This window comes from Hyphomicrobium sp. B1 (assembly GCF_049532635.1).
Lineage (GTDB): Bacteria > Pseudomonadota > Alphaproteobacteria > Rhizobiales > Hyphomicrobiaceae > Hyphomicrobium_B.
Genome location: NZ_CP134871.1, coordinates 1,303,107 through 1,315,911, shown reverse-complemented (window position 1 = coordinate 1,315,911; position 12,805 = coordinate 1,303,107). Strand labels below are relative to the sequence as shown.

Annotated in this window: 11 protein-coding genes; 6 read left to right on the top strand and 5 right to left on the bottom strand. The window is 60.2% G+C overall.

All coding sequences use genetic code 11. From position 1 onward, the window contains the following. The 5 genes from RLW55_RS06430 to RLW55_RS06410 all read right to left on the bottom strand — a co-directional run bounded on the left by RLW55_RS06430 (window position 1) and on the right by RLW55_RS06410 (window position 8,172). Window positions 1-579: a YceI family protein gene (locus RLW55_RS06430; RefSeq protein WP_409561413.1), complete on the bottom strand. Its 579-nt coding sequence runs from the start codon at window positions 577-579 to the stop codon at window positions 1-3. After that, a complete protein-coding gene (locus RLW55_RS06425; RefSeq protein ID WP_409561414.1) occupies window positions 576-1,157 on the bottom strand; it encodes a cytochrome b in 582 nt (193 codons plus the stop codon). The genes RLW55_RS06430 and RLW55_RS06425 overlap by 4 nt, the downstream gene beginning before the upstream one ends. 112 nt (window positions 1,158-1,269) lie before the next feature. Further along, entirely contained in the window at window positions 1,270-2,160 is an 891-nt protein-coding gene (locus RLW55_RS06420; RefSeq protein WP_423415926.1) for a transglutaminase family protein, read from the bottom strand. Next, the gene (locus tag RLW55_RS06415) at window positions 2,157-4,727 is read right to left on the bottom strand and encodes a circularly permuted type 2 ATP-grasp protein (protein ID WP_423415925.1); all 2,571 of its coding nucleotides are present in this window, start codon (window positions 4,725-4,727) and stop codon (window positions 2,157-2,159) included. Before RLW55_RS06415 ends, RLW55_RS06420 begins: the two co-directional genes overlap by 4 nt. 142 nt (window positions 4,728-4,869) lie before the next feature. Next, window positions 4,870-8,172 (bottom strand): DUF2126 domain-containing protein, encoded by a 3,303-nt coding sequence (locus RLW55_RS06410; protein ID WP_409561417.1) that lies wholly within the window; start codon window positions 8,170-8,172, stop codon window positions 4,870-4,872. A 317-nt stretch (window positions 8,173-8,489) separates the two neighbouring features. Here RLW55_RS06410 and RLW55_RS06405 point away from each other — a divergent pair, with 317 nt between their 5' ends. The 6 genes from RLW55_RS06405 (at window position 8,490) to RLW55_RS06380 (ending at window position 12,804) form a co-directional block, all read left to right on the top strand. After that, the gene (locus RLW55_RS06405; protein WP_423415924.1) at window positions 8,490-9,590 is read left to right on the top strand and encodes a zinc-binding metallopeptidase family protein; all 1,101 of its coding nucleotides are present in this window, start codon (window positions 8,490-8,492) and stop codon (window positions 9,588-9,590) included. 71 nt (window positions 9,591-9,661) lie between these two features. Beyond that, window positions 9,662-9,847, top strand: coding sequence for a hypothetical protein (locus RLW55_RS06400; RefSeq protein WP_409561419.1), 186 nt, complete (start codon window positions 9,662-9,664; stop codon window positions 9,845-9,847). Between the two features lie 96 nt (window positions 9,848-9,943). Further along, the gene (locus tag RLW55_RS06395) at window positions 9,944-10,504 is read left to right on the top strand and encodes a hypothetical protein (protein ID WP_423415923.1); all 561 of its coding nucleotides are present in this window, start codon (window positions 9,944-9,946) and stop codon (window positions 10,502-10,504) included. Between the two features lie 49 nt (window positions 10,505-10,553). Then, window positions 10,554-10,781: a hemin uptake protein HemP gene (hemP, locus tag RLW55_RS06390; RefSeq protein WP_423415922.1), complete on the top strand. Its 228-nt coding sequence runs from the start codon at window positions 10,554-10,556 to the stop codon at window positions 10,779-10,781. A 35-nt stretch (window positions 10,782-10,816) separates the two neighbouring features. Beyond that, window positions 10,817-11,722: a heme/hemin ABC transporter substrate-binding protein gene (locus tag RLW55_RS06385; protein WP_423415921.1), complete on the top strand. Its 906-nt coding sequence runs from the start codon at window positions 10,817-10,819 to the stop codon at window positions 11,720-11,722. Continuing rightward, entirely contained in the window at window positions 11,719-12,804 is a 1,086-nt protein-coding gene (locus RLW55_RS06380; RefSeq protein WP_423415920.1) for a FecCD family ABC transporter permease, read from the top strand. Before RLW55_RS06385 ends, RLW55_RS06380 begins: the two co-directional genes overlap by 4 nt. Window position 12,805: the final 1 nt, after the last annotated feature.

Below are 12,805 nucleotides of genomic sequence, written 5' to 3'. Positions count from 1 at the left end.
TTACTGACGGATACCCTCAATGTTGAGGATCAACTCGACGTCCTTCGTCGCGGGCCCGAGATTGCGCAGGATACCGAAGTCAGCGAGCGTGATTTTCGTCGTGCCAGTGAAACCATCGCGATAACCACCCCAGGGATCCTTGCCGCCGCCGACGTGCTCGGCATCGATTATGACTTCCTTGGTGACGCCGTGCAGCGTGAGATTGCCGGTGACGGTTGCCTTGTTCGGGCCTGTCGATTTGATGCTTGTGCTTTCAAACGTGGCGGTCGGATATTTGTCGGTGTCGAGAAGGTCGGCGCCACGCAGATGCTTGTCGCGCAGAGCAAGGTTCGTATCGACACTGGTGGTGTCGATATCGACTTTCACTTTCGAGGCGTCGGGGTTCTTATCGTCGAACGCGAACGTGCCGGAGAATTTGTCGAAGCGGCCGATGATCCAGCTGAAGCCGAGATGGTTGACCTTGAACGTGATCGATGCGTGCGCATTGTCGGTGTCGATCTTGTAGTCGGCAGCCATCGCCGGGGCAGACATCACAACCGCCGCCAACGATACGGCGAACGCTGCGTATTTAACCTTCATTGCTGATTTCCCTTTTCTAAGGTGCGTGATGAACTCTTTGGGCCAGACCACATGCGGGTCAGGATCGCGCTTCTGTCGATAATGTGATGCTTCAATGCCGCGAGCGCGTGAATGACGGCGAGCGCAATGACGGCATACGCGAGAATGCGATGTACATTGCCGGCGGGCGTTTCGAGGCCGGGCAGCTTCGTAATTGCGGGCACGTCGAACCAGCCGAAGACGCTGACGGGGGCGCCATCCGCCGTCGAGATCAGGTAGCCGCTGATCAGCAGTACAAATAACAGTACGTAGAAGCCCCAATGCACTGCGAACGATGCTTTTCGCTCAAGCGGCGAAAGCTCGGCGCCGGACGGCTTTGGATTGACCATGCGCCAGATCAGACGAACGATCAGCGCAAATAATAGAACCATTCCAACGCTGCGATGAATGTCGGGCGCAGAATTGTAGTAGGGGCTGTAATAGTCGAGTCCGACCATCCAGAGGCCGAGGGCGAACATGGCGACGATCGCAACAGCCATAAACCAATGAAACAGGCGCGAAATAAGCCCGTAACCGTCCAATGTGTCGCGAATGTGCATATTGCTCCCGCCTTGCGCGATGTGCGCGCATCACCCCTTGGGCGACACATGCAAGCACAGGCGAGCGCTTTCAAGAGGGCACAAAAAAGGAACCGGGCGGCGGGACTGCGGTTCAGTCTGCTGTTGCGCCGGCGACCACGTTCACATCGACGCTGACACTGACGGCATGTTCGCCGCCGCCGCGCAAGACGCCGCTGATCGGACTGACGTCATCGTAATCGCGGCCGAATGCGACCGTGATGTGCTCGTCGCGGACAATGATGCCATTGGTCGGATCGAGACCAACCCAGCCGTATTCCGGCGACCAGACCGAGATCCACGCGTGCGAAGCATCGGCGCCTTGCAGCTTTGGACGTCCCACAGGCGGATGGGTGTGGAGATAGCCGCTGACGTAGCGCGACGGAATGCGAAGCGCGCGCAAACCCGCGAGTGCCAGATGCGCGAAATCCTGACAGACGCCGCGACGCATGGCGAAGACCTGCGTGACCGGCGTTGATACATCGGTGGCATGCGGATCGAATTTGAAATCGTTGTAAATCCGCATGACGAAATCCATTGCACCTTCGAGGACCGGCCGCAGCGGCGTGAACGAGAAAGCTGCATAGTCAGCGATTTCCAATGTCGGCGTCGTCAAGCGCGAGGCGCAGCGGTACATCAAAATATCGACATCGCGCTGCTGTGCCGCTTCGTGCAGACACGGATCGAGCGCATCCCACGGCGTCGTTGCGGTCAGATCGACGGGCGGCGGCAGCGATTTCTCGACGGTGCTGCGTGCGAGCAGCACCAGCTCCTGATGCGGTTCCTCGATATCGAGAACGACTTCAACGTTGCCGAATGTGTCGATGCGCTCCTGTCGCGATGCCGGCGCAGGCTCGACGAGCAGACTGTGATTGCGAACGATCTGCCCAGGCATCGCGCGCGGCGACATGTGCACAAGGTGCAACGATTGCACCACGGTCGACCGGTAGCGGTAGTGCGTCTTATGGACGATATCGAAGATCATATCGAGGGACCAACCCTCGTATGCGTCCGATGGGGCGCTTCATCGAGAACGTTGAAGTAGCGGCGCGAGATCGCATTGGATAGCTCAGGCAGCATGTCAAGCTGATCCATCAGCAGGCTTTCGAGCGTCTTGGCTGTTTCTTCCTTTGCCATGGCTTCGACGTCGGCCAGACGGATCGATGTCAGAAGCGCAATGATAAGACGGCGGTCGTCGGGTAAACCCGCACCTTGTGACGAATCCGGCAGGCTTTCGAGATGGCGCGCGATGGCTGAGAGCTGATAGGCAAGGCTTCGCGGATTTGTCTCGTCGAGCAACAGCAAATCCAAGACCAACGGCAGCATCGGATCGAGTCGATAGCGCGAGCGATAGGTGATAAAACTGTCCGCGAGTTCGAGCAGCAGCAGCAGGCTGCTCGACGTCTCTTCCGGATCGGACACCGGGATGAAGAGCGTCAGAATAGCTTCGCTGAGATTTTGCGCGCGTTCGATGCGCCGTCCCATGTCGAGGAACGACCAGCCGAAGTTGCGGGTCATGTTCTCATGCATAAAACCGTTGAATGCCGCGACGGCGGTGATGCCCTCATCCAGTAGATCGAGAATTTCGACGGGGTGGGCCGAGTTGAGAGCTTTGCGCCAAGGCTCACCGCCGCGGAATTTGCTCAAAGTCTGCCAGGCTTCAAGCGAGAGGCGGTCACGGACAAGGTGCGCAACCCGATAGAGCCCGTCGAGCGTGCGTTCGAGCGTGCGCGAACCGAGGCCCGTCGTGATGAGGCGCCGGCACAGACGCTCGATTTCATCGTCGGGCGGCGTTTCGCGACTGCCGATAACGGAACTCAGGTCTTTGCCGAGGAGCACCTCAAGACATTTGCGTGCGGCACGCTGGCCAGTATCTGGCCCGCTGTCTTCTTCCACGCGACGTAGCGCGCCGCGCAGCACGCGCATCGTCCAGTCGGCTCGTTCGCTGTATCGGCCAAGCCAAAAGAGGTCGTCGGCGACGCGGCTTTGGATAACGCGTTGCGATCTCTCGACCCGCGCGGTCGCGAGGGTTGGGCGCCAGAGACTGATGTGCGGCGCCTGTTCGCCTTCGCCGATCACCCAAACGTCTCGTGTCTGCCCGTCAGGGGCGCTTAGTGCAACGGCACGGCCCGGAGCGACGCACATCGCAAGGCCACCGGGCATCACCTGATATTCGCCCGACGAAGTGCGGGAGATGTAAACGCGTATTGCGAACGGCTTGGGGACAAGGCCGCCGTCGGCGTAGACTGGGGACGAACTGAACCCGATCTTTTCTTCGGCGACGAGCGTCGCGCCATGCAACGCAATTTCGTGCCGCATCTTTTCGCGTTCCGATGTCGAGAGCGCCCGCGCTTCCCAACCCAGCGCGGCCTGCCCCGGCCTACCGGTTCCTTCCTGCGCCTTGCGGATGGTGAAGCGTTCGGGGTTCGCAAACAGCTCTTGACGGGCATCGGCGTTGCCGAGCCAGCGGCGATGCGCATCCTGGAGCTGAAGGTCTTCACCGAGAATATGCTGCGCGAGTTGCGGCAGATAGGGGCCGAGACCACGGTTTTGCGCCAGCGCGGTCCCGATGGCGTTGACGACGAGATGCGGCGACTTACGGCAAACCCTGAGCAAACCGGATGGACCGATGAAACCCGTCGGATCAAGCTCCAGCGGATCGCTCGATTTGCCGCTGATGCAGCGCACGATCAGATCGAGTTCCTTCAGTCCTTCGAGCGTCTTGAGATAGACCTGGGAATTTCTGGTTTTGAGATCGTGGCCTTCGACGATCAGATAACCGAGGTAACGAGCGAGATAGGCGTGCGAGAAATAGTCTTCGTGATGCGGTCCCGGCGTCAGCAGCGCGATGCGCGCGTTTTCGCGACCGCTGTGGAGCGTCAGCGTTGATTGCAGCTCTTGGAAATAGGGCGCCAAGCGACGGGCGTTGCAGTCCTTGAAGATATCGCCCGCGACGTGGGTATGAACGACGCGATTGGCGAGCGTGAAGCCAATGCCGGCCAGCGTCTCGGTGTGGTTGTCGATGACGCGCCACTGGCCATCCTCGCCCCGCGCGAGATCGGCGGCATAGAACATCAGCCCGCCCGCATTCGGCAGCACGCCTTTGCAGGGGACGAGATAGGCCGGATCGGAGAATAGCAGTTCGGCGGGAATGAGACCCTGGCGGACCAAATTCTGGTCGCCGTAGACATCATTCAGAATGGCGTCAAACAACCGTGCACGCTGAATGAGTGCGCGTTCGAGGCCCCGCCATTCGCCTGCCGAAATGACGACAGGGAGAAGATCGAGAGACCAGCGCTGTGCTGACGTGTTGGGGTCGGCGAAAATATCGTAGGCGATGCCCGTTTCGCGGACCCGGCGGGCGAGGCGCGCTGAGCGCAACTCGCGTTCGGCGTCGGTCAGCTGCGCCAAGCCATCGAGCAGCGGACGCCAGTGCTCGCGGATCGCCCCGCCGTCTTCCAGCAGCTCGTCAAATCCTGAAACCTCCTGGCGCCGGTAGGCGCTCAAAAGGTTGAACAATGGCTCTGCTTTCATTGCCGCTGCTGTCGTCATTCCGACTGGTCCACGCCGCGACGGTCCCCCAAATCACCGATTGAACGACACACACTATCATGTGCCGAATCGCCGTCCGCAAGCGAGGCTCTGCGGCAAATGCGGAGGGGAACCGCTGTGGAAACGTTTCCGATGGCGATTTTCAGCCCGGATTGCGCCGAAGATCGAGGGTCGCCGGGTAATCCGGGTTAACGCTCTCTGACCTGACGTGCATCGGACCTGCCGTATGACCTTCGGCGTCGAAACGGGCGAGGCGGCGGCCCTCGGCTTCGTAGGCGTTGATCGGAAACACCTCGAAGTTGCGGCCGCCGGGGTGGGCGACATGATAGCGGCAGCCCGCAATCGAGCGGCCGGACCAAGTATCGACGACGTCGAACGTCAGCGGCACGTGCGGCGGAATGGTCGGATGAAGCGCGGACGGCGGCCACCAGGCGCGGTAGCGAACGCCTGCGACGGCTTCGCCCCAGTTTCCCGTGCCGGTAAGCGGCAGAGGCCGGCCGTTACAGGTCACGACGTGGCGGTCGCCAGTCTGTCCCTTAACCTTCACCTCGACACGCTCGAGTGAAGAATCGACGTATCGGGCTGTGCCGCCCGCAGTGCTTTCCTCGCCGAGGACGTGCCATGGCTCCAAAGCCTGACGCAGCTCCAAGGTCAAGTTGTCAGCGGTGATGGTGCCGAAAAGCGGGAAGCGGAATTCGAAATGCGGGCGGAACCATTCGAGTTCGATCGGTAGCCCCGCCTCTTTGAGGTCGGTGACGACGGATGAAAGATCGGCCCAGATGTAGTGCGGCAGCATGAAACGATCGTGCAGCGCTGTACCCCAACGAACGAGCTTCTGGCGGTAGGGTTTCTCCCAGAACATAACGATCAAGGCGCGGAGCAAAAGTTGCTGCGCCAGGCTCATGCGGGCGTGCGGGGGCATTTCAAACGAGCGGAACTCGACGAGGCCCAGGCGGCCCGTCGGCCCATCCGGCGAGTAGAGCTTGTCGATGCAGATCTCAGCGCGGTGAGTGTTGCCGGTGACGTCGATCAGCAGGTTGCGGAACAGGCGGTCCACCAGCCACGGTGGGATGTGGCCCATTCCCGGATTCGGCACCTGCGAAAGCGCAATCTCAAGCTCGTAGAGCGACTCGTGGCGTGCTTCGTCGGTGCGCGGCGCCTGGCTCGTCGGACCGATGAACATGCCGGAGAAGAAGTACGACAGCGCCGGATGGTTCTGCCAGTAGGTGACGACCGATGCCAACAGATCGGGGCGGCGCAGGAACGGACTGTCGGCGGGCGTGATGCCGCCAAGCACGATATGATTGCCGCCGCCGGTTCCGGTGTGGCGGCCATCGAGCATGAACTTTTCGGCGCTGAGACGAGCGTTGTGCGCTTCCTCGTAAAGGGCTGTCGTGATCGCGACCGAGCTTTCCCAACTCGTCGAAGGATGAATGTTGACTTCGATGACGCCTGGGTCCGGTGTCACCTTGATCACATTGAGGCGCGCGTCTGGCGGCGGATTGTAGCCTTCGATCTGCACTGGCACGCCGGTCTGCTTGGCGGCCTCTTCGACAGCCGCGACCAGCGCGGCGTAGTCTTCGGCATCGTAAAGCGGCGGCATGAACACGCAGACGGCGTTGCCGCGCGGCTCGATCGCCAAGGCCGTGCGGACCGATCCCGATATTTCCGGCGCGACGCTAGCTTGCTGGCTTACGGGCGGTGCTTCGAGCGTCACAACGCGGCGCTGCTGCAAAAGGATTGTGCGTTCAGGAAGCGGCCGGTTCGGGCCCATCGGATCGCGCTCGATCACATGCGGATAGTCGAGCGGAGAGACGATCGGAAACGACTGCAGGGGAAGGCGGAACCCTGCCGGTGAATCGCCAGGAATGAGGAAAAGGTGATCGCGCCGGAGCGCCCAGCGCTCGGTGACCCAGCGGCGGCCTCTATCGGCTGTTTGCCACGCCTGGATCGGCAGCACATAACTCGCGACCGCGCCAAGACCGCGATCGAATACGCGGGCGATGCGGGCACGCTCAGCCGGGTCTTCGAGTTTATTGTCTTCAGCCGTGACATTGATCGGCAGTTTTCGTTCCACCAGAAGAAAGTGCGCCGGGTCTTCATAAGCCGGCATGGCGCTGTCTTCGGGCAGGCCGAGTTGCCTACACACACCGCGCATCAGCTTGTCAGCGTCTTCCGGCATCGCCGGGCGGGCGACGCTTTCGCTGACGATCAAATCCTGATTTTCCCAGAGTGGCTGGCCGTCGCCCCGCCAGTAGAGCGCAAAAGCCCAGCGCGGCAGTTGCTCGCCAGGATACCATTTGCCCTGGCCATAATGCAGCATCGCGCCTGGTGCGAACCGTTGCTGCAAACGGCGAACGAGTTCGTCGGCATAGCGGCGTTTGGTCGGCCCAACAGCAGCCGTGTTCCACTCTGCGCCTTCCATGTCGTCCGCCGAAACGAACGTTGGCTCGCCGCCCATGCTGAGGCGAACGTCGCCTTTCGTCAGGCGCTCGTCGACGGCTTTTCCGGTTTCGACGATCGTCTTCCAGGTTTCGTCGTCGTAGGGCTTCGTGACGCGCGGGGTTTCGCGAATGCGCGTCACCGCCATCACGAAGTCGAATTCGACCTCGGCCTTGGTGTGACTGCCGGTGATCGGCGCAGCGCTGATGGGATGCGGCGTGGCAGCCAACGGGATATGGCCTTCGCCTGCGAGAAGGCCTGAGGTCGCATCGAGGCCGATCCAGCCAGCGCCGGGGATGTAGACCTCACACCAAGCATGCAGATCGGTGAAATCGGTATCGGTGCCGGCAGGGCCGTCGAGCGGCTTCACGTCGGGCTTCAGCTGGATCAGGTAGCCGGAGACGAAACGCGCGGCGAGGCCGACGTTGCGCATGATCTGCGTCAGCAGCCAGGCGCTGTCACGGCAGGAGCCTGAAGCATTTGACAGCGTCTGCTCGGGCGTCTGGACGCCGGGCTCCATGCGGATCAGATAGCCGACGTCGCCTTGCACCATGCGATTGAGATCGCAGATGAAATCAATCGTCGTCTGCGGTTTGGTACTGACCTTTTCGAGATAGCGCTTGAGTTTCGGGCCAACGGCGTCCGGAACGAGATAGGGCGCGAGCTCCTGCTTCAGGTGGTCGTCATAGGTGAACGGCCAGTCCTTGGCGGCTTCCTCGATGAAGAAATCGAACGGATTGATTACCGCCATGTCGGCGACAAGGTCGACCGTGACGGAAAATTCCGTCGTCTCCTCCGGCATCACGACGCGCGCCAGGAAATTGCCGAATGGATCCTGTTGCCAATTGAGAAAATGCGTCTTGGGCGTGATGGTCAGCGAATAGCTGAGAATGGGGGTTCGGCAGTGCGGCGCCGGACGGAGCCTCACGACTTGCGGCCCCATGTTGACACCTCGATCGTAGCGGTAGCTCGTTTTATGGGTCAGCGCGACGTGGAGGACCATGGATGAGGCATTATCCCTGTTTGATCTCGCGATGGACGCCCGTCAGACGAGCGCTTGGCAACGAAATACGTCTACCTGCGTTAGCGGTCCGATAGATGTGGTACAAGCTTGGTGCAGCCTAAAAACTGCGCAGCCTAAAATTCTGCTGGACGTTTGGGCAGAATGCTGAAGAATTGGCGGCCCCTTGCGTTTTATGAAGGCAACGGCGTGACTTATCCGCAAAATCGCTTGAACGGAAGCCGTGACGTCGCCGCCGAGTGCTTTGGTGCCATGCCGGAAAGGCAAACATTCCCCTTCAGGAGTTGGCGGTCGCCAGAATGAAGAATTTTGCCTGCGCGAACTGCGGAAACACCGTTTATTTCGAGAACGTGACGTGCGTGAAGTGCGGCAGCACGCTTGGCTTCGATAGCGCCGAGCAGGCGATCGTGGCGATCGCGGATGCGGGCTTAAGCGAAACCACACCTGACGTTCCAATCTTCCGCAAGCTCAATGCCGGTCCAGACGACGTTGCGCTGCGCTACTGTGCCAATGCCGAATTCGGCGTTTGCAATTGGCTGACGCCCGACAGTGAAAGCCATATCTTCTGCAAGGCCTGCGACCTCAATCGCATCATTCCCAATCTCTCCGAACCCGGCAGCCTGCTCGCTTGGCGCGCGATCGAGCACGCCAAGAAGCGTCTGGTGTATTCGCTGTTGCGGTTCGGTCTGCCGTTTGACGGCTCAGCTTCGACAAAAGGCCCGCTGACATTCGACTTCGTCCGCAATGCGCTGACGGGTCATCTCGATGGCGTCGTAACCATTGACGTCAGCGAAGCTGATGCGGTCGAACGGGAACGGCAGCGCCAGCAGTTCGATGAGCCTTATCGCTCGCTGCTTGGCCATCTTCGCCACGAAAGCGGCCATTACTATTGGATGGTGCTCGTCGAAGAAGCGGGACGACTTGAAGAGTTTCGCGAAATCTTTGGCGACGAACGTGACGATTATGATGCAGCACTCGCCCGCCACCACGCCAACGGTCCAGCGGCCGATTGGCAAGAGCAATATGTGTCAGCCTATGCCAGCGCCCACCCTTGGGAAGATTGGGCCGAGACGTGGGCGCATTATCTTCATATGGTCGATGCGCTCGATACCGCTGCTGCGGAAGGCATGGAAGGACATGGCCTTCGCCTCGACATTCGAGACGATATTTATTCCAGCGTGACGTTCGGGGCGCTGATGGCGCGGTGGATTCCACTCACCATCGCCATGAACAGTCTCAGCCGAAGCATGGGGCATGACGATTTCTATCCATTCGTCATTCCCGAGCCTGCCTACGACAAGCTGGCGTTCGTTCATCGCATGATCCACGAGCGCATCGAGCAACAGCCGCAAGAGCAGGCCGCATCAGAGAATGCTCAAACATTAAACTTGACTCCATAAGTATACATTAGCTTAATGGCGCATCTGCCATTTGCGGGGCCTTGAACCCCGATACTTTGGAGAGAAGCCACATGAAGCGCTCACAGTTCGCCGGTGAGCAGTTTGACGTATGCGATACGTCCAACGCTGCGCTCGCCGCTTCGATGTTTTCAGCCTCCGTCGGAATGATATGGGATTTCGCGACGGGGCACGTCTCTGCTTTCGACCGCATGTTGTCAGATCTATCGGAAGACACGTCCGACGAGACGGCATCATAGCCGCCAGCGACGTTTGCCGGTCGCAGCGCCTCGCTGAGTAGTTCGACGCGACCATTCAAGCCCTCCTCTCCCTTCCTAACCCGCGGATGAACAGCAATGCGGAATAAGACCTCCAAACCCAACACCCATGCCCAAGACGGCGAAGATGTGTGCGCCGGACATGCGCTCGGATTTCCCCTTCGCAGTGAACTCGGATTTTCTTCGGTCGAGAACGTTACGCTCGATGTCTTTCGCGCAGTTTGCGAAGTCTACACCAGCGGCTCTGCGCAGCCCTGGGAGATAGCCATCAAGATCTCGGAAGAAAATCTTGGAATGGGCGATGGGCCGCTTCTGGTCGCACGCGTGACGTCATTACTTCGGGCACTTCGCGCTGAACGGAAGATCGGTTTTTCCTACCTCAGCGTCGGCTGTCAGCATGTGTCCCCCGATGAACTTGCCGTCGCAGGTCTTCTAAAGGCCGTGCGCACGCGCGATGAGCATGGCGTTCAACGCGGATTGATGCTGGCGCTCGACAAGCCTCAGACATCGACGCGGACACAATCCGCTGCTCGCTCTCTCGCCGCCCTTCAAATGCAGCTTGCGAGCACGCGGGTCGATAGCGAATCGGACGCTCCGGAATTGCAAGCGCAGACCGTTCAGGCTGTCTATCTGCACTAAAACCTAGATCGTCGTGGTTGTTTTAAACCTTGTCCCGTTGAATGAGAGAATGCCGTCCAAAAAGCCGTTTGCCGGATCTGTTCTGCAACAAGGCGAACCCGGCGTTGAGACTTGCTTGCCAGCGCCCGAAGGCCATCATCGTGATGCAAGCGAGCCCTCCATCCGCTATCGTGTGGATGAACTTCTCAAGGGCGGCCGCGAGGCGGTGCTCATTCATCGCGAACAAGCATACCGCCTGCGGATCACATCGACAGGCAAGCTCATTCTGACGAAATAAATCGGTTCAGCGGCCCATCAACAGGACTTGTTCACATGCGCGTGGCAACACGACTTTTCATCATGGCTGGCGTGGCACTCGCTGCTGCGGCCACGACGTCGTTCTCTCATCGCGCGATGGCAGCTGATGCACCGGTCGGAACGCAGCGCATTTTATCGATTGGCGGCGACATAACCGAAATTCTCTATGACCTTGGCCAGCAGGATAAGATTGTCGCCGTTGACGTGACGAGCCAATTTCCGCCCGAGGCTCTGAAGGAGAAGAAATCTGTCGGATATATGCGCGCGCTTTCGGCGGAAGGCACTCTGTCCGTCAGTCCGACGCTGATCATCGCCTCAGATGGCGCCGGGCCGCCAGAAGTCGTCAACGCATTGAAGAGCAGCGGCGTCCGTTACGTCGACATCGCCGACAAGCCGTCGGCGGAGGGCGTACCCGCCAAGATCCGCCATATCGGAAGCGTGGTTGGCGCCGATGATGCAGCGAAGGCGCTGGCGTCGAAGGTTGAGTCTGAGTTCGCAGCGCTCGAGAATGATAGAAAGCAGATCAAAACCCGCAAGAAAGCGCTGTTCATTCTCGCCATTCAAAACGGCCGCGCAACAGTGGCCGGCGCCGGCACATCTGCCGATTCCATTTTGCAGCTCGCGGGCGTCGACAACGCGGCGGCGGGAGTAAACGGTTTCAAACCGGTCAGCGACGAGCAATTGACGGAATTTGCGCCAGACGTCGTCGTGATGATGCGTCGAGGCACGACGGACGATCACAATGCGAGCCAAGCGTTGTCACTCCCAGGCCTGAGCCAATCACCTGCTGCCAAAACAAAGAGCCTCGTCGCAATGGATGGGCTATATCTGCTTGGCTTCGGACCCCGAGCCCCTTCGGCCGCGCGCGACCTGATGAAGGCGATTTACACAGAGGGCGGTCACGCGGCCGCAACGCCGTGACGACATTCGATACCAAGCTTGCCTGGGTAGGAGCGACCGTCAGACCATCACGCGGTAAAGTTTTTTTGGCGCTCGCGACTGTACTCGTGGTGGTCGCAGTACTTTCACTCGCCATCGGGCCAACCGGAATTTCGCTTCAGGCATTGCCGCGTGCACTCGAAGCATCGCTTGGCTTGACGACGGATGCTGCCGCGACACGCGATCGCCTCGTGCTCATTGATCTGCGGTTGCCGCGGACGTTACTCGCTGCATTCGTCGGCGCGGCGCTAGCGACATCAGGCGCCATGATGCAGGGCCTGTTCCGCAATCCCCTCGCCGATCCGGGCCTGATCGGCGTGTCGTCGGGAGCCGCGCTATTTGCGATCTCGGCGATCGTACTCGGACACGGCATCGCAGCGCCCATCGTAGCGCCCCTTGGAATTTATGCGTTGCCGATTGCAGCGTTTTTCGGAGGCTTGCTCACGACCATCATTCTCGTCGTAATTGCGTCGCGCCACGGGGAGCTTGCGGTCGGGACACTGCTTCTTGCTGGCATTGCAGTCGGTGCATTTGCGGCGTCGATCAGCGGCGTCATCGTCTATGTCAGCGATGATCGCGAGCTGCGCGATCTGACGCTTTGGCAGATGGGATCGCTTTCTGGCGCGAGCTGGCAAAAGGTTCTTGCCGTCACGCCGTTTGCCGTCGTGCTCGCGCTTTTGGTGCCGCGGCTGACGCGCGGTCTCAACGGGTTTCTGCTCGGCGAAGCGGAAGCCATGCATCTCGGCATCGACACCGAGCGCACCAAGCGGCTTGTCATTGCCGCGACGGCGGCGGCGGTCGGCGCGTCGGTTGCCGTTGCGGGCGTGATCGGCTTTGTCGGCCTCGTGGTGCCGCATGTCATGCGTTTGATTTCGGGACCGGATCATCGTGTCGTGCTTCCCGGCAGCGCCGTGCTCGGCGCTGCGCTTGTAATCGCTGCCGACATCGTTGCGCGGATGATCGTAAGACCCGCGGAACTACCAATCGGAATCGTTTTGGCATTCATCGGTGCGCCCGTCTTCCTTCATCTCGTTCTGCGGCGCGGCGTGCGAGAATTGGAGTGAC